The organism is Aquabacterium humicola, from assembly GCF_030167915.1.
In the GTDB taxonomy this organism is placed as follows: Bacteria; Pseudomonadota; Gammaproteobacteria; order Burkholderiales; family Burkholderiaceae_C; genus Pseudaquabacterium; species Pseudaquabacterium humicola.
This window is the reverse complement of record NZ_JARGNB010000010.1, coordinates 73080-93934: the sequence shown is the minus strand read 5'-3', so window position 1 is coordinate 93934 and position 20855 is coordinate 73080. Positions and strand designations below refer to the sequence as shown.

Annotated in this window: 11 protein-coding genes; 4 read left to right on the top strand and 7 right to left on the bottom strand. The window is 71.0% G+C overall.

Annotated features, from left to right (window positions below):
• Nucleotides 1-83: 83 nt before the first annotated feature.
• On the top strand, nt 84-2132 hold the full coding sequence (locus P1K89_RS29785; RefSeq protein ID WP_284620182.1) for a sensor histidine kinase: 2049 nt from the start codon (nt 84-86) through the stop codon (nt 2130-2132).
• On the opposite strand, the gene P1K89_RS29780 is transcribed toward P1K89_RS29785, so the two are convergent.
• A complete protein-coding gene (locus tag P1K89_RS29780) occupies nt 2095-3651 on the bottom strand; it encodes a DUF4331 family protein (RefSeq protein ID WP_284620181.1) in 1557 nt (518 codons plus the stop codon). The two genes, P1K89_RS29785 and P1K89_RS29780, sit on opposite strands and share 38 nt — an antisense overlap.
• A gap of 299 nt (nt 3652-3950) precedes the next feature.
• On the opposite strand from P1K89_RS29780, the gene P1K89_RS29775 reads away from it, so the two are divergent.
• Together P1K89_RS29775 and P1K89_RS29770 are read left to right on the top strand one after the other, a co-directional pair.
• Entirely contained in the window at nt 3951-4592 is a 642-nt protein-coding gene (locus tag P1K89_RS29775; protein WP_284620180.1) for a DVUA0089 family protein, read from the top strand.
• A gap of 266 nt (nt 4593-4858) precedes the next feature.
• Entirely contained in the window at nt 4859-6028 is a 1170-nt protein-coding gene (locus tag P1K89_RS29770; RefSeq protein ID WP_284620179.1) for a PEP-CTERM sorting domain-containing protein, read from the top strand.
• A gap of 32 nt (nt 6029-6060) precedes the next feature.
• On the opposite strand, the gene P1K89_RS29765 is transcribed toward P1K89_RS29770, so the two are convergent.
• The 6 genes from P1K89_RS29765 to P1K89_RS29740 form a co-directional block, all read right to left on the bottom strand.
• Nucleotides 6061-6774 (bottom strand): RNA polymerase sigma factor FliA, encoded by a 714-nt coding sequence (locus P1K89_RS29765; RefSeq protein ID WP_284620178.1) that lies wholly within the window; start codon nt 6772-6774, stop codon nt 6061-6063.
• A gap of 19 nt (nt 6775-6793) precedes the next feature.
• Nucleotides 6794-7612, bottom strand: coding sequence for a P-loop NTPase family protein (locus P1K89_RS29760; protein ID WP_284620177.1), 819 nt, complete (start codon nt 7610-7612; stop codon nt 6794-6796).
• 50 nt (nt 7613-7662) lie between these two features.
• Nucleotides 7663-9273: a flagellar biosynthesis GTPase FlhF gene (flhF, locus tag P1K89_RS29755; protein WP_284620176.1), complete on the bottom strand. Its 1611-nt coding sequence runs from the start codon at nt 9271-9273 to the stop codon at nt 7663-7665.
• 113 nt (nt 9274-9386) lie between these two features.
• Complete coding sequence (flhA, locus tag P1K89_RS29750; RefSeq protein WP_284620175.1) at nt 9387-11474, bottom strand: flagellar biosynthesis protein FlhA; 2088 nt, start codon at nt 11472-11474, stop codon at nt 9387-9389.
• 90 nt (nt 11475-11564) lie between these two features.
• Nucleotides 11565-12986 carry a flagellar assembly protein A gene (locus P1K89_RS29745; protein WP_284620174.1) on the bottom strand — a complete coding sequence of 474 codons (1422 nt, stop codon included), beginning with the start codon at nt 12984-12986 and terminating at the stop codon, nt 11565-11567.
• A gap of 1 nt (nt 12987) precedes the next feature.
• Nucleotides 12988-14079, bottom strand: coding sequence for an EscU/YscU/HrcU family type III secretion system export apparatus switch protein (locus P1K89_RS29740; RefSeq protein ID WP_439898056.1), 1092 nt, complete (start codon nt 14077-14079; stop codon nt 12988-12990).
• Nucleotides 14080-14470: 391 nt separating this feature from the next.
• On the opposite strand from P1K89_RS29740, the gene P1K89_RS29735 reads away from it, so the two are divergent.
• Complete coding sequence (locus P1K89_RS29735; protein WP_284620172.1) at nt 14471-20851, top strand: SPM autocatalytic domain-containing protein; 6381 nt, start codon at nt 14471-14473, stop codon at nt 20849-20851.
• Nucleotides 20852-20855 lie beyond the last annotated feature (4 nt).

Here is a 20855-nt window from a genome sequence, read left to right as displayed (position 1 = left end):
CGCGAGCGACCACGTACATTTCGTCACGCAGCGGCGGCCAATGAAGCAGCCGCGCGATCACAGGGTCGTTTGGGGATCACGCATTGAAGACACTCGGCCGGCAGGCCTTGCTGCCGGATCCGGACGGCGAGACGCTGCCCTGGTCCGACAGCATCACCCCGCTGCGCAACGGCGCGGCGGTGTCGTCGTCGTCGGCCTGGCGCCTGGGGGCCGTGGGCCTGAGCCTCGTAGCCGCAATGGCCGCGGCCTTTGCCGCATGGCAGTTGCTGCCGCTGCTGGCGAGCGGCCTTGCCGGCGGGCTGCAGCAGGGCCTGATCGCCGGGGCCTTCAGCGCCGCCCTGCTGGCGGGGCTGGCCGTCGTGCTGTGGCGGGCGCAGCGCATCGCGTCGCGCACGCTGCGCCAGAGCGTCAACGAACTGCGCCGCGGCCAGTGGGAATCGGCCGTCGCCGGGCTGCGCGAACCGAAGCGCGCGGTGCCCTCGGCTTTCGGCGACCTTGCCGAGCAGGTCGAAGGTGTGCTGAGCGAAAGCGAGCGCCGCTGGCGCGCCCGCGTCGAGATGTCGACCGACTGGTATTGGGAGATCGACCAGCGCTTCAAGCTGTCGAACCTGTCCGCCGATGCGCCGATCGCCAAGCCGGCCGGCCGGGCACTGGGCGACCTGCTGGGCCGGCGCCATGACGAACTGAAGTGCTTCGAACCGCCGGCGATGGGCTGGCCGGCCTTCCACGAACTGCTCGAGCGCCACGAGAAGTTCCGCGACCTGGAGATCGCCGTCACCGGCCTCGGCACGCGCGAGCACGGCTGGATCGCGATCTCCGGCCGGCCGCGCTTCCGCGCCGACGGCCAGTTCGCCGGCTACGAAGGCGTCGCGCGCGACATCAGCTCGAACAAGGAGGCCTTCCGGCGGCTGCAGGCCAGCGAGCAGCGCTATGCGGTGATGGCCGGGCTGTCGGCCGACTGGTACTGGATCACCGATGCGCAGCACCGCTTCCCGCAGCCCTCGGCCGACATGCAGCGCCGCTTCGGCAACCTGGTGCAGCGCAACGTCGGCAAGACGCGCTGGGAGGCCTACCCCGACGCGCTGAGCGCCGAAGCGTGGGAACTGCACCGCGCCGAGCTCGATGCGCGGCAGCCCTTCCGTGCGCTGGAGTTCCCGGTGCAGCGCGACGACGGCCGCACGATCTGGCTGTCGCTGGCCGGCGCGCCGCGCTTCGACGACAACGGCGAGTTCCTCGGCTACCACGGCGTCGGCCGGGACATCACGCTGCGCAAGGTCACCGAGCAGATGCTGCAGCGGCACAACCGCGAGCTGCAGCTGGCGGTGACCTCGCGCACCCGCGAGCTCGAGCTCGCCAACCGCGACCTCGATGCCTTCGCGCGCCACCTCGCGCACGAGCTGCGCACGCCGATCGGCCATGTGCAGAACCTGTCGGAGCTGCTGCGCCAGCGCCTGGGTCCCCGGCTGCAGCCGGCCGAAGGCGAGATGCTGGACCTGCAGGCGCGCGCCGCGCAGGAGATGCTCGCGACGCTGGAGGCGCTGCTGGAGCTGGCGCGTTCGTCGAGCGCGGCGATCGAGCGCCAGGCGGTGGACCTGAGCGCGCTGGCCCGGGAGGTCATCGCGCAGTTGCCGGTGCTGGAGCGCGAGGCCCCGATCGACTGGCAGGTGCAGGCCGGCCTGAGCGTCTGGGCCTCGCCGCAGCAGCTGCGCATCGTGCTGCAGAACCTGTTCGGCAATGCCGCGAAGTTCACGCGGCGGATCGCGCAGCCGCGCATTGCCTTCGGCGGCGAGCGCGATGCCGAGGGACAGCTGCTGCTGCGCGTCGAGGACAACGGCGCCGGATTCGAGCCGGCACAGGCGAGCCGGCTGTTCCAGCCCTTCCAGCGCCTGCACCGGGACGACGAGTTCCACGGCACCGGCATCGGGCTGACGATCGTGCAGCGCATCGTGCAGCGCCACGGCGGCACGATCGCCGCCAGCGGCGCACCGGGCCAGGGGGCGGTGTTCGAGTTCACGCTCGGGCAGCGCGAGGCTGCGCGGCCGGACCTGCCGCCGGCCGACCCGTCGCTCGAGCCCCCCGCCCGCGCGTCTGCGGTCAGGGCGTCGGAATGTCCGGCACCGTCGGCACGTTGATGCCGCCGTGGCCCTGCAGCAGGCCCTGGTGCGCCGGGGCCAGGAACGGGAAGCGGTCCAGGTAGTTCTTGTCGTTGACCTCCACGCCCTTGGCCAGCCCGGCGGCCGGGTTGCCGGCGACGATCAGGCTGATCAGCACGGAGTTCACGTTCACCTGGTTGCGGTTCGGTGCCGTGCCGCCGCCGAGGCGGCGGCCGTTCGGGAAGCTCGAATCGATCGCCGCGTCCAGCGTGATCACGTCCCCGGTGTAGCCGTCGGCCACCGGGATCGGCCGGCCGAGGTTGATCGCGTTGACGATGTCCAGCCGCGGTCCCTTCAGCGTGTTCACCGTCGCCTGCGGCACGCCCAGCGCGCGGTAGATGCCCAACGCGTCGGCATTGCGCACCAGCACCGGGTACAGCACGTCGTTGCCGAAGTTGGTGATGTCGCGCTCGGGGCTGGAGCGCAGGTACAGCGTGTGGCGCTGCGTGCCGACCAGGCCGGCATTGAACAGCGGCAGCCCGTTGCGGCCCACCTGCACCCAGTCGCCCGCGCCCTTCAGGCCGGTGATGACGTTGCCGGCGTCGACCGACTGCACACGCTGGCGGTTGATGCTGGAGTGCACGCGCAGCAGGCTGTCGGTGGAACCGGCGACCAGCGTGCCGTTGTGCGGGATGCCGCCGGGGAACAGGTCCGTGATCGGCACCTCGAGGGCGATCGAGAAGACGTTGAAGCCGGTGAAGACGTCCTTGCCCGGCGGCCGCCGCGCCCCGGGAATGCCGCCCAGGTCGTCCCGGTTCAGGTTCACGAGATCGAAGATGCCCTTCTCGTCGAGCTGGTAGGGATCGTCGAACTGCCCGGCGATGATCCGCCCGCCGTTGGCCAGCGGATGGATGAAGCGGTCGACGAAGGCCTGGTCGTACAGGCCCACTTCGCGGCTGGTGGCATCGCCCGAGTCGTAGCCCTGGAACGGGCCCAGGCCGTAGATCAGGCGGTCGGTCTGCGGGCCGTGGTTGTTGGGCAGCACCGGCAGCTTGTCGGCCAGCACCGTGGTGCGGGTGGGATCGTTCTCGTCGATCTGCATCGGGCGGCCGGAGCGCACGATGCGGGTGATCTTCATCGTCTCGGTGCCGCCGGTCAGCTGCCACAGCAGCTCGTTGCCGCCGCCCAGGCCATCGGCGGGGCTCGGAGCCGCTTCGGGCACCAGCGTGTTCTTGAACTCCACCCGGTAGACCACGCGGTCGGCCAGGATCGAGCCGATGCCGATGTGGAACTGGTAGCGGTAGCCGTTGCACGCGCGCAGGCCCTGGTTGCCCTGGCCCGGCTCGTGCAGCGGGTTGAAGTTCATGATCAGGTACAGCTTGTCGTGCGTGCCCGGCTTGACCCAGGCGTAGGTATCGGTGTTGTCGGCGCAGGGTTCGTTCAGCACGGCCAGCGCTTCGCGGTGGCTCGACGCCTGCGCGGCGATGCCGGTCGCCGCCAGCGCGAGCGCGGCGATGCGGCGAATCCAGCGTCGCGGGTTCTTGCGGATCGGAGTCATGGATTCAGTTCCTCGGGAAGGGTTGATGCCGCAGCCTCCTAACGCGGAAGCTGTGCGGGGCACAGCCCAGGCTCGATGAACCGAGGGCCGTGGTGGCTGCTGTACGCGGCGGCGTCGGCGGCGGATGCAGTGCGGCGCGACACGCGCTCCCCCACGTCCTTGGGGGGGACGCCCCCGGCACCGCATCCGGGGCGGCACCGGCCTGCGTATCACCTCCCGCCATCGGGCCGCACAGGGCTGTCGACTCGAGGCGCCTTCATCCACACATGCGGCCGGTCCTACCGGCCGACGGAGCAACCATGAAGCGAACTCTGAAAACCGTGCTGGCCGCCGCCACGGTGGCAGCGAGCAGCGTGTCGGCGTGGGCCGCGAACGTGTCCTTCACCGGCGCGCTGGCGGGCGACAACGACGTGCAGTACTTCAGCTTCACGCTGGCCGCCACCGCCGACGTGACGCTGCGCACCTGGTCGTACGCGGGCGGGGTCAACGCGGCGGGCGATGCCATCGCCGCGGGTGGCTTCGATCCGGTGATCAGCCTGTTCCTGGGCAGCGGCGGCGGCGCCGTGCTGCTAACGTCCGATGACGATGGCATCGGCGTGGCCACCGATCCGGCGACCGGCGCGGCGCGCGATGCGCTGCTGGCGCTCACCGGCCTGCCCGGCGGCATCTACACGGTGGCGCTGAGCCAGTTCGCCAACTTCGCGACCGGACCGAGCCTGGGCGACGGTTTCCTGGGCGCGGGTAACACGGGCTTCGACGGACGCAGCGCCGCGTGGGCGCTGGACATCCTGGGCGTGGACGCGGCGTCCAGCGTGCCGGAGCCGCGCTCGCTGGCGCTGGCGCTGCTGGCGCTGGCCGCGGCGGCTGCGGGTGCCGCTGCCGGCCGTCCGGCCGGTCGGACGAACGCGACGCCGCCGCCGCCGAAGCGCCTTCGCCCGTGATCCATCGCGCGCACGGCCGGCGTGACGCATTCAACGGGCTGGCCGCTTATGCAGGACGTCAGCCGGCGCGCGGCTTGAATCCACCCCCCGCACCGTCTTAACTGTGCTCATCCCCGCCTCGCGGCCGCGCGCCAGCGAGGAAGCGCCGCCCGGGTGAGCGACCCGCCCGATCGATACGCCATGAGGAGATGCCGGGCCGCATTCGCAGTCCGGCGTCCGGCGCATTCGTCGGCCACGCCCGGCCGCTGCATGACCCGGAGGTCGCCATGACCCGCTTGTGGCAGGTGCTGCTGCTGTGCGCCTTCTTCGTTCACGCCGGCCCGTCGCGGGCCGATCCGCCGATCACCGGCAGCGCCGAGATGAACGGCAAGGTCGCGGTGACCGGCGCCGGCGCGGAGCACGGCAAGGCCTACGAGGGCGCGAACAAGGTCACCGTGAAGTACACGATCGCCACCAAGGTCGTCGGCGGCAAGACGGTGTTCGATCCGGACAACAGCAAGGTCCAGTTCACCGACGAGAAGTACAACTGGACGACGCTCGAGATCCCGCTGAAGAAGATCGAAGGCGATGCGGCCAAGGGCACCGTCGACAGTTTCAGCTTCGAGACCGAGAAGTGGTACCCGGGTGCCAAGGACGACGGCATCAAGGACAACGGCATCAAGGGCTCGGTCACGCTGACCGGCGCCGGCAAGGCGGACGGCAACTTCACCGCCTCGTACGTGCACGACGACGACGCCAAGGTCGACTACAACTACCAATACACGACCGCGCCCCAGAAGCCCGCCGCTGCGGCGAGCGGCGTGATGGACACCAAGGTCGACCCGGGCAAGAGCCTGGACTTCGATCCGGCGACCGGCCTGCTGTCGATCCACGCCGACAGCGTGGTCGCGACGCCCTATGCCGGCGATCCGCTGATGGGCGCGCTGCTCGCCTTCCCGGACTTCCGCTTCGTCGGCCTCGACGCCGACCAGAGCTATGCCGCGTTCTGGGCCGTCGGCGACACCCCGATGACCGTGACGGGCGACGACGGCCTGCTGTGGCGCTCGCTGATCCCGGTGCTCTTCTACGACATCGACGACAACCTGTTCTACGCCCGGATGACGGACACCGCCTTCGCAGGCATGCCGACGGGCTCGTCGCTGCACGGCGAAGGACTGGCCGGCGTGTTGTCGCCCTTCCTGGCCGACCTGGCCGCGCTGCTCGATCCCGCGTCGCCGCAATTCCGGGCGGATGCCGGGTTGTTCATGACGCTGCGGCCGGACGTGGACTACTGGGCGCAGACCTCGGGCTTCACGGCCACCGGCCATGCCGGCGCGACCGACGCGCACTTCGTGTCGCGCGTACCCGAGCCGTCGACACCGGCGCTGGTCGCGCTCGCACTGCTCGCGGGCCTGGTCGTCCGGCGGCGGACGCGTCTTTCAGGCGTCAGCACCTGACGCGGACCCGCCGGCGATGCGGCGCGCCGGCATCACCACTCGCGCAGCTTGCTGCGCAGGCGCGCGATGCTCTGGCTGTGCAGCTGGCAGACGCGGCTCTCGGTGACGCCGAGCACGGCGGCGATTTCCTTGAGGTTCATGTCGTGCTCGTAGTACATGCTCATCACGTACTGCTCGCGTTCGGGCAGGTTCTTGATGGCCTCCACCAGCGCTTCGCGCATGCGGTGGTCGTTCAGCAGCGACAGCGGATTGGCGGTCTCGTCGGCGACATGGCGGTCGAGGTAGTCGTCGTCGCCGTCGTCGCCGCTCATGTCTTCCAGGTAGACCAGCTGCGTGCCGCGCACCTTGCCCAGCAGTTCCTGGTAGTCGGTGAGGCTGAGCCCCATTTCCTTGGCGATCTCGCCTTCGTTGGGGGCGCGACCGAGCTTCTGCTCCAGCTTGTGCACGGCGGCTTCGATCGAACGCTGGTGGCGGCGGTCGCCGCGGCTCATCCAGTCGCTGCCGCGCAGCTCGTCGAGCATCGCGCCGCGGATGCGCTGGGTGGCGAAGGTCTCGAACTGCACGCCCTGCCCCGCGTCGAAGCGCGTCAGCGCGTCGGACAGGCCGATCATGCCGACCTGGATCAGGTCATCGATCTCCACGTTCGCCGGCAGCTTGGCGATCATCTGGTGCGCCAGGCGCCGGACCAGCGGGCTGTACTGCTTGAGCATCGCGTTGGCGTCGAGGCGGCCTTTGGCGGTGTACATGTTGTTCAGGCTCCGGGAGTCAGTTCGCATGCGCCACGGCGGCCCGGCCGCGGGCGGCCGGTTGCGCGCGGGCAGCCAGCTCGGGTTGGTGGAAAGGCGTCGGCTCGGCAGCGCCGGCTTCGCCATGGAGCTGGCCCGCCGCGAGGCGGCTGAGCGCCGGCGGCACCGGCTCGTCGGGATCGCCCGTCGGGTCGGCGAGCGCCCAGTCGGCCAGCGCCGCGCCGAGGAAACGGTCGGCGCAGTCGGCCAGGCTGTCGGCGATGCGCGGCACGCGCGGCGAGGCGCCGTCGGCGGCGATCAGCAGGTCGAAGGCCAGCACCGACAGCCGCTGCGCGAGCAGCTTCATCGATGCGTAGGCATGGGTCAGGCTCTGCGGCGCGTCGGCGGCCTGCAGGATCGGCCGCGGCATGCGGCGCGAGAACATGCGTGCGATGTCCGAGGCGCCGGCATGCACCAGGATCACCTCGGCACGCGGCGCGGCATCGGCGATCGCGGCGAGGAAGCCGCCGGTGGTGCCGCGGGCATCGAGCCAACGCATCGGCAGGCCGCGCGCGGCGATGTAGGAGACGCTGCCCGAGAGCTTCTCGATGCAGGCCGAGAGATCAACCTGCGCCAGCTCGTGCGCGGCGCTCGCGCTGTCGGCCGCATCGACCACCAGCGTGTGCAGCCCGGCTTCGGCGAAGGCCGCGCACAGGCGCTCCATCGCCACGCCGCCGAAGGCCACGTGCGGGTTGTGCACCAGCGGCACGAAGCGCTGGCGCGACGCCGCGAACAGCTGTCGCAGGCCGTGGGCCTGGTCCAACGGTGCGTGGCGGTGGGAGGGGTTCAAGTCGCGCATCGGGACGGCTTGTTTTCGTGCAGGGGTTCGGACTCGGGGCAGACTGGACGTCAGGCGTGCATCGCGGCAGCGCTGCTGACCGCATGGCGGCCGGCGAAGATCAGGTTCACTTCGCCCGCGTCCAGGCGCCACGACGAACCGCCGCCGCCGCGCAGCGCACGCTGCACCAGGGCTTGCGCCGACAGGCGGTGCCAGTCTTCGGGAACCCGTTGACCATTGGCGACCCCGACGACCTTGGCCTTGTGACGGATGAGCGCGTCGAGCGCCGGACCAAGCTTTACTGCTTCGTCGAGCTTGCTGATGATCACGCCGCGGCAGCTGGAAGCGCCGTAGGCGGCCATCACGTCCTCGACCGTCTCGCCCTGCGCGGCCGCGTTGACGACCAGCAGCTTCTGGATCGAGCGGTGCTGCAGCATCTCCATCAGCTCGCGGGTGCGGGCGTCGCGCTGTGCCATGCCGGCGGTGTCGATCAGCACCAGCTTCTTGGCCGACAGCAGGTCCAGCAGGTCCTCGAGCGACGCGCGGTCGTGCGCGGTGTGCACCGGCACGCCGAGGATGCGGCCGTAGGTGCGCAGCTGCTCATGGGCGGCCACGCGGTAGGCGTCCAGCGTGATCAGGCCGAGGTTCGCGGCGCCGTGCTTGGTGGCAAAGGCGGCGGCGATCTTGGCGGTGGAGGTGGTCTTGCCGACGCCGGTCGAGCCGATCAGCGCGTACACGCCGCCCTGGTCCTCGATCGGCGGCTCGCCTTCGTCGGTGATGACGTTGCGCTCGAGCACGCTGGCGGCCCAGGCCATCTCGTCGGTGGTTTCGGCGGGCAGGCTGGCGACCAGCTTGCGGATCAGCGCCGGCGACAGGCCGCTGTCGAGCAGGCGCTGCGACAGCTCGGCCTGGCGCGGGTTGCGCTGCAGCTTCTCCATGAAGGCCAGCATGCCGAAGCGCTCTTCGATCAGGTGGCGCATCGAGCGCAGCTCGCCGAGCATCTCGGTGCGTTCGCGCTGCGAGGCGGCCTGGTGGCCGGCGTCGAAGCGGATCGGCTCGGGTTCGGCGAACTGCACCTCGTCGCGCAGCACGGGGATCTCGCGGCGCGGCGCGGCCGGCGCGGCAGCGCGGCGTTGCGGCGCGGGGGCGGCCACCGGCTCCTCGGCCAGCATCGGCGTGCCCTGGTCCATCTCGGCCTGGCGGCGCTTCAGCATGCGCTCGCGCACGTAGTCCTGGAAGGTCAGCGTGCTCATGCCCAGCGCCTCGACATCGTGCTCGACGCTCGGGTCGGCGGCGCCGAACTGCGGCTCGACGCGTTCACGCGCGGCGCGCTGCGCCAGCGGGGCCTTCTTCTGCGGCGCCACTTCCTGGCGCAGCACGGGGATCTGGTGTTCGACCTGGCGCGCATTGCGCAGGTCGACGGCGGCGCCGGCGGCACCGGCGACGGCATTCGGAACGCGCGGGGCGCGCGGCTCGGCGCCGGAACCACTCGACGCACGCATCGTCGGCGCGTTGGCATGGGCCTGCTCGATCTGCTGCAGGCCATCGGGCGCCATCGCCAGCACCTCGACGCCCTCGCCGCCCGGCCGGGTCGACAGCACGACCGCGTCGTCGCCCAGGGCCTTCTTGACGAGCGAAAGCGCGTCGCGGGAGGTCTTGGCGGTAAAGCGCTTCACGTTCATGCGGGACTCCAGAGGTCTCATCGAGTGCGTGTTGGCATTGTTCCGGGACCGTCGGAAAACCTAAGGCCGATAAGCGAGGCGAAAACCGGCCTTGTCCGCAGCGTTGAAGCGGGTCAAGCGGCCTGGCCGATGATCGAGCCGATGCGGATCGAGTGGGTCTCGGGAATCTCGCTGTGGCCCAGCACCTTCAGGCGCGGGGCGGCGCGCTTGAGCAGCCGGGCCATCGGCGCGCGGATCAGGTCGGGCACCAGCAGGCAGGCGGGGTGGCCGAGGTTCTCGGCGCGCTGCGCGGTATTGGCCGCTTCGCGCGTCAGCGTGTCGGCCACGCCCGGGTCCAGCGCCGCGCCGTGCGGCGAGGTCAGCGCCTGGGTGACCAGGCGCTCGAGCTCGGGGTCGAGCGCGATCACGTCGAGCTCGCGCGTCGGGCCGTAGATCTGCTGCACGATCACCGGCGCCAGGTGGATGCGGATGCGGCGGGCCAGCTCGCCGGGGTCGGTCACCGTGCTGGCGTGCTCGGCCAGGCACTCGACGATCGAGCGCATGTCGCGGATGTGCACGCCCTCTTCCAGCAGCAGCTGCAGCACCTTCTGCACCGCGGCGATGCCGACCATCTTCGGGATCACGTCCTCGATCAGCTTCGGCGCCAGCTTGGTCACGTGCTCCACAAGCGCCTGCGTCTCGACGCGGCCCAGCAGCTTGCCGGCGTTGACCTGCATCAGGTGCGACAGGTGGGTGGCGACGACGGTCGCGCAGTCGACCACCGTGAAGCCGCTCATCTGCGCCATCTCGCGCTGCTTGTCGTCGATCCACACCGCGGGCAGGCCGAAGGCGGGGTCGATGGTCGCGGTGCCGGGCAGCTTGATCGTCGCGCCACCGGGGTTGATCGCCAGGAACATGCCCGGGAAGGCCTCGCCCTCGCCGACCACCGCGCCGCGCAGCAGCACGCGGTAGACGCTGGGCTTGAGCTCCAGGTTGTCGCGGATGTGCACCGGCGGCGGCAGGAAGCCGACTTCCTGCGCGAACTTCTTGCGCACGCCCTTGATGCGGCTGAGCAGGTCGCCCGAGCGGGCCTTGTCGACCAGCGCGATCAGGCGGTAGCCGACTTCCAGGCCGAGGGTGTCCACCGGCTGCAGGTCGTCCCAGCTGGCTTCGGCGTTGGCCGGCGGTTCCGGGCGGGTCGACGGCGCGGGCGCCTCGGCCGCCTTCTTCGCCTGCCTGGCCATCCACCACGCGCCGTAGCCGATGCCGGCGGCGATCAGCAGGAAGATGATGTTCGGCATGCCGGGGATCAGCCCGAGCAGGCCGATGATGCCGGCGGTGATCGCCAGCGCCGTCGGGCTGGAGAAGACCTGCTTGCGGATCTGGCTGCCGATGTCGGTTTCCTTGCCGACGCGGGACACGACCATCGCCGCCGCCACCGAGATCAGCAGCGCCGGGATCTGCGCGACCAGCGCGTCGCCGACCGCCAGCAGGATGTAGCTCTCGGCGGCCTGGCCGGCCGACAGCGAGTGCTGCGCGACGCCGATGATGAAGCCGCCGATGATGTTGATGACCAGGATCAGGATGCCGGCGATCGCGTCGCCGCGTACGAACTTCGACGCACCGTCCATCGAGCCGAAGAACTCCGCCTCCTCGCCCACCTCGGCGCGGCGTCGCTTGGCTTCCTTCTCGTCGATGAGGCCGGCGTTGAGGTCGGCGTCGATCGCCATCTGCTTGCCGGGCATCGCATCCAGCGTGAAGCGCGCGCCGACCTCGGCGATGCGCTCGGCGCCCTTCGTGACGACGATGAAGTTGATGACCACCAGGATCGCGAAGACGATCAGGCCGACCGCGAAGTTGCCGCCGATCAGGAAGTGGCCGAAGGACTCGATCACCTTGCCGGCGGCACCGGTGCCGGTGTGGCCCTCGAGCAGCACGACCCGGCTCGACGCGACGTTCAGCGACAGCCGCAGCAGCGTGGTGATCAGCAGCACCGTCGGGAAGGCGGCGAAGTCCAGCGGCCGGATCATGTTGGCCGCCACCAGCATCACCATCAGCGCCATCGCGATGTTGAAGGTGAAGAACAGGTCCAGCGCGAACGGCGGCAGCGGCAGCACCATCATCGCGAGCACCATCACGATGAAGAGCGGCGCCATCAGGGCCTTGAGGACCCCGGCCTTCGGACCGACGAGCGACTGCAGCTGTGCCATGAACGCGTTCATGGCGGGGATTGTTCCGGGCGCGCCGGAAAACTTGAGCCGGATAAGCGGGGGGAAACCGCCGCTTAAGCGGCCCCACCTGAGACCAGGCGGCTAGTGCCCGGCGCAGGGCGCGGCCACGCCGTGGGCGTCGATGTGCACGATGGCGCCGTCCTGGTCCAGCGCAAACGTGACGGCACCCTGGGACTCGCGCGGCCGGCACAGGCGATGGCCGAGGCGAAGCTCGACATCGCCCTCCAGCGCGGCGCTCACGGACACCCGCGCCTGGTGCAGTGCGGCCAGTTGCTGCTCGACATCGCGCTTGTCGTGCTCGCTGGCGCGACAAGCGGATTGCGCTTGCTGCAACGCCGCCTGCACACGCGGCAACAGGCCTTTCGGATCGCCCTGGTGTTGCAGCGCTTGCGCCAGCTGTTCCAGCTTCGACAGCTGGTCGTGCGCCTGGCCCACCTGCTCCTGCAGCTCCGCCAGCCGTTGCTCCAGCACGGGATCGGCGCCCGCGCCCACGTGGGTGCAGCCGGCCGAGGCGCCGCCGAGGCGATGCACGCTGATGCGCTCGCGCGCCTGTGCCCGCCCACCGGCCAGGCACCCGCGCTGGCGCGCACTGGTGCCCACGATGATCTGCGTGCCGGCCTGCAACTCGCTGTGCAGTGCCGTGTCGTCGACCAGGATCGCCTGGCCCGCCTGGACCGCGGCGTTCTCCACGAAGCGCGCGGCCACCGTGCCGCGTGCATCGAGCCGTGCGCGCGCAATGGCCCCGCCGGCGATGCGGATGTCGCCGGCGGCCTCGAGCTCGGCGCCTTCCACGGTGCCGCCAACGACGATGTCGCCACCGGCGTGGACCTTCATGCCGGACAGCACGTCGCCGTCGACCTGCACCGTGCCGTCGAAGGTGATGTGGCCCGACAGCATGTCGACGCGTTTGACGCGGAAGACCTGCTCGACCATCACCGCGTTGCCGGTGCGCACCGGCTGGCCTTTCAGCGTCGCGCGCAGCAGGTCACGGTCCGCCGGGTCGAGCTCCGCGCCCTCGAACGGCGTCTTGAACGGCTCGTCGCGGCCGGCTTTCGCGGGCAGGAGTTCCCCTCGCACGGTGCAGCCGTCCACGCCGGCGGCGGGTGGAATGCGGCGCATCAGCGCCTGGCCAGGGGCCACCACCGGCACGTCGCCGAAGTCGCGCAGGTCGACCACGCCGCTCTCATGCTGCCGCGCGGCGCGATCCCGGCTGGCGCTGACCTGCAATACGAAGCACACGTCCGTGCCCGGCTGCGCCGGCCGGCCGCGCGCGGCGATGAATTCGGCGCAGCCGTGGCCCTGGCTGCCCTGCCGCACGGCCGCTTCGTCGATGCCGAAGACCACGCCGGCGGCGCGCATCGCGTCGAAGATCTCGTCCGAGGACGGCCGCGGGCGCTCGGCCTCCAGGTCCAGGACGACCCGCGCGACCATGCCCGCCTCGTCCACCGTGACGCGGATGCCCGAGGCAGCGGCGCGATCAGTGGTTGCGGGCTCGGCGTCCATGTCAGTCGCCAACCTCGCCGGCCGCGGGCTCGGCCGGCTTGTTGTGCGGGTCCAGGTCCGGCGGCACGGCCACCGGCGCCAGGTCCTTCGGCCACGGCGCCCGCCCGGCCAGCGCGGCGCGCAGCTGGTAGACATACGCCAGCACCTGGGCCACTGCCGCGAAGAGGCGCTGCGGCACTTCCTGCTCGACCTCGGTGTGCGCGTACAGCGCGCGCGCCAGCGCCGGGCTCTGCAGCACCGGCACCTTGTTCTCGCGCGCGATGTCGCGGATCTTCATCGCCAGCAGGTCGGCGCCCTTGGCGACCACGCGCGGCGCGCCCATCTTGCCGTCGTCGTACTTCAGCGCCACCGCGTAGTGGGTCGGGTTCATGACGACGAGGTCGGCGCTCGGCACGGCGGCCAGCATGCGCTTCTTCGCCATCTCGCGCATGCGCGCCTTCACCTTGGCCTTGACCTCGACGTTCCCCTCGGCGTCCTTGTATTCCTGCTTCATTTCCTGGTGGCTCATCTTCAGCCGCTTCAGCAGCATGAAGCGCTGCAGCGGCACGTCGATGGCCGCGAAGACCACCAGCGCGATGACCAGCAGGACCAGGCCGCCGAGCAGCGCCCGGGTGGTGTGCTGCAGCGCCTTGGGCAGCGGCAGCGCCAGCGCGTCGTGGAACTCCGCCAGGTGGCTCTTCAGATAGAAGGCGCCGATCACGCCCAGCAGCACCGCCAGCAGGCAGGCCTTGCCGACCTGCGACAGGTGGTCGCTCGAGAACATGCGGCCGATGCCGGTCAGCGGGTTGAGCTTGTCGAACTTCGGCGCCAGCGGCTTCATCGTGAAGTTCCAGCCGCCGGAGGCGATGCCCGATCCCAGCGCCAGCGCCACCCCCACCGCGCCGATCACCAGCAGCACCAGCAGGCCGCCCACCGCCAGCTCGGAGAGCCGGCTGGTCAGCAGGTCCGGCTGCATCAGCAGCTTGGCGTCGAAGCGCAGCCCCAGCGCCAGGATCTTCTGCATCCAGCCGGCCAGCGCCGGCGCGAAGGCCACCAGCACCGCGCCGCCGCCGCCGATGATCGCCAGGTGCGCCAGGTCGCGCGAACGCGCCACCTGCCCGTCTTCACGGGCCTTGCGGATCTTTCGTTCTGAGGCTGGGAGGTTGCGATCCTGGGCGTCGGCCATGGCAAGGGCTCACGCGGCCGCTTCGAGGCCGTCACCGGGGATGGTGCCCGCCGCGCGCCGGAACTTGAGCCGGAAAAGCGCCGCGATTCACCCCGACTTCCCGCCCCCGCCCGGCCCGCCCGCCGGGACCCCGCACGGATCGCCCGAAAAAGTTGGCATTCCGGCGGCTATTCCGTTGCGCGGCTCAAGTTACAGAAAGTCAGGCCCGATAACCGGACGAAGGTAGAGCTGAAAGGGCGCACCGCTTTGGGGCGTCGCGACGGTTCTCCAAGCAGACAAACCTGAACCGCCGACAGATTCGCGCCAAGAGGATTCCGAGATGGCCACCAACATTCCGAACCTGACCACCGCCCAGATCGCCGGCCTGTCGACGAGCACGCTCGCCGGGCTGACGACGGAAGACTGGGCCGCCTTCTCGACGGCGCAGATCGTGGCGCTGACGACCGGTCAGTTCGCGGCGATCCCGACCAGCGGCCTGGCAGCGCTGACGACCAGCAACCTGGTGGCGATCGAGACCGCCGACCTCGCGGCGCTGTCGACCGCCCAGGTCCGCGGCTTCACCAGCACCCAGCTCGACGCGCTGACCACCAGCGAGCTCGCGGCGCTGAGCACCAGCCAGTTCGCCGCGCTCACCACCACGCAGCTGCGCGGCCTGGCGACCAGCGACTTCACGACCCTGAGCACGACGACCCTGGCGGCCATGGGCAGTGGCCAGATCGCCGGGCTGACCACCGGCCAGCTCGGCGCGCTGTCGACTTCGCAGCTGGTGGCGCTGGAGACCGACCAGGTCGCCGCGCTGAGCACCGCGCAGCTGACGTCGCTGGGCACGTCGACGCTCGACGCGCTGACCACCGCGCAGTTCGCCGCCTTCCGCACCAGCCAGCTGGCGGGCCTGTCGACGACGCAGGTCGCCAACCTCGAGACGGCCGACCTCGCCGCGCTGTCCACCGCGCAGTTGCGCGGCTTCTCGACCGCCCAGCTCGACGCGCTGTCGACCGCCCAGCTGTCGGCCTTCTCGACCAGCCAGTTCGCGTCGCTGTCGACCTCGCAGGTGCGCGGCATCGCCACGGCCGACCTCGCCGCGCTGTCGACGACCATGGTCTCGGCGATGGGCACCGCGCAGATCGGCGCGCTGACCACCGCGCAGGTCGACGGCCTGTCGACCAACCAGCTCGTCGCGCTGACGACGGCCCAGCTCGGCGGCCTGTCGACCGCCCAGCTGTCCAGCCTGGCGACCGCTGACCTGAACAGCTTCGGCACGGCCCAGTTCGCCGCGCTGCGCAGCTCGCAGCTGGCCGGCCTGTCGACGACGCAGGTCGCCGGCCTGGAGACGGCCGACCTGGCCGCGCTGTCGACCTCGCAACTGCGCGGCTTCGGCACCGCCCAGCTCGACGCGCTGAGCACCGCGCAGATGGCCACCCTGTCGACCAGCCAGTTCGCCTCGCTGTCGACCAGCCAGGTGCGCGCCTTCGGCACCGCCGACCTGTCGACGCTGTCGACCACCACGCTGGCCGCGCTCGGCACGGCCCAGGTGGCCGCGCTGACGACGACGCAGGTCGACGGCCTGACGACGACCCAGCTGGTCGCGCTGGAGACCGACCAGGTCCGCGCGCTGACCACCGCCCAGCTGTCCAGCCTGGCGACCGCCGACCTCAACGCCTTCACGACCGCGCAGTTCACCGCGCTGTCGACCAGCCAGATCAACAAGCTGACGACCACGCAGGTCGGCGGCCTCGAGACCGCCGACCTCGCCGCGCTGTCGACGGCGCAGATGGCCGGCTTCACCAGCACGCAGATCGATGCGCTGACGACCGCGCAGCTGGCCGCGTTCAGCTCGGCCCAGCTCGCCGCACTGAGCACCGCGCAGACCGGCGGCATCGCGTCGTCGGACTTCGCGTCGCTGTCGACCAGCGCGCTGGCCGCGCTGTCGACCGCCCAGATCGCCGGCATGACGACCGCGCAGCTCGACTCGCTGTCGACGACGCAGCTGGTCGCGCTGGCGACCAACCAGATCGCCGCGCTGACCACCGTGCAGCTGGCGAGCATGGGCACGGCCGATCTGAATTCGTTCACCAGCGCCCAGTTCGGCGCGCTGCGCACCGGCCAGCTCGCCGGCCTGACGACGACGCAGGTGTCCAGCCTCGACACCGCCGACCTCGCCGTGCTGTCGACCGCGCAGCTGCGCGGCTTCAGCACCAGCCAGCTCGATGCGCTGAGCACCGCGCAGATGGCTTCGATGTCGACCAGCCAGTTCGCCTCGCTGTCGACCGCGCAGATCCGGGCTTTCGGCACCAGCGACCTGTCCACCCTGTCGACCACCACGCTCGCCGCGCTGGGCACCGCCCAGATCGGCGCGCTGACGACCACGCAGTTCGACGGCCTGACGACCACGCAGCTCGTGGCGCTCGAAACCGACCAGGTCCGCGCGCTGACGACCGCCCAGCTCTCGAGCATGGGCACGGCCGACCTCAATGCGCTGGTCACCTCGCAGTTCGCCGCGCTCGGCACCGGCCAGCTCGCCGGCCTGACGACCACGCAGGTCTCGAACCTCGAGACCGCCGACCTCGCCGCGCTCGGCACCGCGCAGCTGCGCGGCTTCACGACGACCCAGCTCGATGCGCTGAGCACCGCGCAGATGGCCTCGCTGTCGACCAGCCAGTTCGCCTCGCTGTCGACCAGCCAGGTGCGCGGCTTCGGCACGTCCGACCTGTCGACCCTGTCGACCACCACGCTGGCCGCGCTCGGCACCGCGCAGGTCGCCGCCTTCACGACGACGCAGATCGACGGCCTGTCGACGACGCAGCTCGTCGCGCTGGAGACCGACCAGGTCCGCGCGCTGACGACCGCCCAGCTGTCCAGCCTCGGCACCAGTGACCTGAACGCGCTGACCACCGCGCAGTTCGCGTCGATGGCCACCAGCCAGATCAACAAGCTGACGACCACGCAGATCACCAACCTGGAGACGGCCGACCTGGCCGCGCTGGGCACGGCGCAGATGGCCGGCTTCTCCAGCTCGCAGATCGATGCGCTGACGACCGCCCAGCTGGCCGCCTTCAGCTCGGCCCAGATGGCCGCGCTGACCACCGCGCAGACCGCCGGCATCGCAACGGCTGACTTCGCCTCGCTGTCGACCGCCGCCATCGCCGCGCTGTCGACCGGCCAGGTCGCCGGCATGACCACCGCGCAGCTCGACTCGCTGTCGACCACCCAGCTGGTCGCGCTGACCACCGTGCAGATGGGTGCGCTGGGCACCGCGCAGCTCGCCAGCATGGGCACGGCCGACCTGAACGCCTTCACCACCGCCCAGTTCGGCGCGCTGCGCACCAGCCAGCTGTCCGGCCTCGGCACCACGCAGGTCTCGAACCTGGAGACGGCCGACCTCGCGGCGCTGTCGACCTCGCAGCTGCGCGGCTTCACCACCACCCAGCTCGATGCGCTGAGCACCGCGCAGATGGCCTCGCTGTCGACCAGCCAGTTCGCCTCGCTGTCGACCGCGCAGATCCGCGGCTTCGGTACCAGCGACCTGTCGACGCTGTCGACCACCACGCTCGCCGCGCTCGGCACCGGCCAGATCGCCGCGCTGACGACGACGCAGCTCGACGGCCTGACGACGGCGCAGCTCGTCGCGCTGGAGACCGACCAGGTCCGTGCGCTCACGACCGCCCAGCTCTCGAGCATGGGCACGGCCGACCTCAATGCGCTGGTCACCTCGCAGTTCGCCGCGCTCGGCACCGGCCAGCTCGCCGGCCTGACGACCACGCAGGTCTCGAACCTCGAGACCGCCGACCTCGTCGCGCTGTCGACCGCCCAGCTGCGCGGCTTCACGACCACGCAGCTGGACGCGCTGACGACCAGCCAGATGGCTGCTATGTCGACCAGCCAGTTCGCCTCGCTGTCGACCAGCCAGGTGCGCGGCTTCGGCACGTCCGACCTGTCGACCCTGTCGACCACCACGCTGGCCGCGCTCGGCACCGCGCAGGTCGCCGCCTTCACGACGACGCAGATCGACGGCCTGTCGACGACGCAGCTCGTCGCGCTGGAGACCGACCAGGTCCGTGCGCTGACGACCGCGCAACTGTCCAGCCTGGCCACCGCCGACCTGAACGCGCTGACCACCGCGCAGTTCGCGTCGATGGCCACCAGCCAGATCAACAAGCTGACGACCACGCAGATCACCAACCTGGAGACGGCCGACCTGGCCGCGCTGGGCACGGCGCAGATGGCCGGCTTCTCCAGCTCGCAGATCGATGCGCTGACGACCGCCCAGCTGGCCGCCTTCAGCTCGGCCCAGATGGCTGCGCTGACCACCGCGCAGACCGCCGGCATCGCGACGGCTGACTTCGCCTCCCTGTCGACCGCCGCCATCGCCGCGCTGTCGACCGGCCAGGTCGCCGGCATGACCACCGCGCAGCTCGACTCGCTGTCGACCACGCAGCTGGTCGCGCTGACCACCGTGCAGATGGGCGCGCTGGGCACCGCGCAGCTCGCCAGCATGGGCACGGCCGACCTGAACGCCTTCACCACCGCCCAGTTCGGCGCGCTGCGCACCAGCCAGCTGTCCGGCCTCGGCACCACGCAGGTCTCGAACCTGGAGACGGCCGACCTCGCGGCGCTGTCGACCTCGCAGCTGCGCGGCTTCACCACCACCCAGCTCGATGCGCTGAGCACCGCGCAGATGGCGTCGCTGTCGACCAGCCAGTTCGCCTCGCTGTCGACCGCGCAGATCCGCGGCTTCGGCACCAGCGATCTGTCGACGCTGTCGACCACCACGCTCGCCGCGCTCGGCACCGGCCAGATCGCCGCGCTGACGACGACGCAGTTCGACGGCCTGACGACGACGCAGCTCGTCGCGCTGGAGACCGACCAGGTCCGCGCACTGACGACCGCCCAGCTGTCGAGCATGGGCACGGCCGACCTGAACGTGCTGAGCACCGCGCAGTTCGCCGCACTGACCACCGGCCAGCTCGCCGGCCTGACGACGACGCAGGTCGCGAACCTGGAGACGACCGACCTCGCGTCGCTGTCGACCGCCCAGCTGCGCGGCTTCACGACGACGCAACTCGACGCGATGAGCACGTCCGAGATGGCCGCGATGAGCACGGCGCAGTGGGCCTCGCTGTCCACCGCGCAGATCCGCGGCTTCGCCACCGCCGACCTCGCGACGCTGTCGACGACGACGCTGGCCGCGCTGGGCACCGCGCAGGTCGCGGCGCTCACGACGACGCAGCTCGACGGCCTGTCGACGACGCAGCTGGTGGCGCTGGAGACCGACCAGGTCCGTGCGCTGACGACCGCGCAGCTGTCCAGCCTCGGCACCAGCGACCTCAACGCGCTGACCACCGCGCAGTTCGCGTCGATGGCCTCGTCGCAGATCGCCGGCCTGACGACCACGCAGGTCGCCGGCCTGGAGACCACCGACCTGGCCGCGCTGGGCACCGCGCAGATCCGCGGCTTCACGACGGCGCAGATCGATGCGTTCACGACCAACGAGTTCGTCGCGCTGACCAGCGTGCAGCTCGGCGGCCTGACGACCGCGCAGATCGCCGCGTTCAACACCGGCCACATCGGCGCGATGGACTCGGCGGACTTCGCCGCGCTCAGCCCGACGCAGGTCGCCGCCTTCGGCACCGCGGAAGCCGCGGCGCTGACGACGACGCAGCTGGCCGCACTGACGACGGCGAGCATCGCCTCCTTCAGCGCGACGCAGCTCAACGCGATGGGTTCGTCGGACCTGAACGCACTGTCGACCTCGCAGTGGGGTGCGCTCACCAGCGCGCAGGTGGCCGGCATCTCCACCGCCAACTTCGCCGCGCTGACGACCAGCCAGATCGCCGCCTTCACGACGGCGCAGATCGACAACCTGACGACGGCCCAGATCGTCGCCTTCCAGACCGCGCAGATCGTCGGCCTGGAGACCGCCGACATCGCCGCGATGACGACGGCCCAGGTCAACGCGTTCGAGGCCGCCGACATCCAGGTGATGTCGAACGCGCAGATCGACGCGCTGATGAGCGCCACGCCGCTGGTGCTCGACCTCGACGGCCATGGCGTGCAGACGCGCGCCGCGGCGGACGGCGTGCTGTTCGACGTCGCCGGCACCGGCAAGGTGGACCGCTTCGGCTGGGTCGGCGGCAACGACGGCCTGCTGGTGCGCGATCGCAACGGCAACGGCGTCATCGACGACGGCCGCGAGCTCTACGGCACCGGCACGCAGCTGGCGGACGCCCACGGGGGCCACCGCGCGGGCAACGGCTTCGTGGCGCTGGCCGCCGAGGACAGCAACGGCGACGGCGTGATCAACGCCAGCGACGCGGCCTTCGGCGAGCTCAAGGTGTGGGTCGACGCGAACCACGATGGCAAGACCGACCTCGGCGAGCTGAAGGGCCTGGTCGAGCTGGGCATCACCGGCCTCAACCTGGATGCCGCGGTCGGCCACCACGTCGACAACGGCAACCGCGTCGGCCTGGTGTCCAGCTACACGACGGCCGACGGCGCGACGCACGAGCTGGCGGACGTCTGGTTCAACCGCGACCCGTCCGCCCACGCCGGGGCGCCGCAGATCGACGAGCTGCTGTCCGGCCCGAGCGGCGAGCTGCTCGGCGGCAGCGGCGGCGGCGACGCCGCACCGGCGGCCGCGGTGCTGCCGGCCCAGCGCTCGGCGCTCGACGACGACCTGCTGCGCGGCAACGTCCTGATCTGAGGCA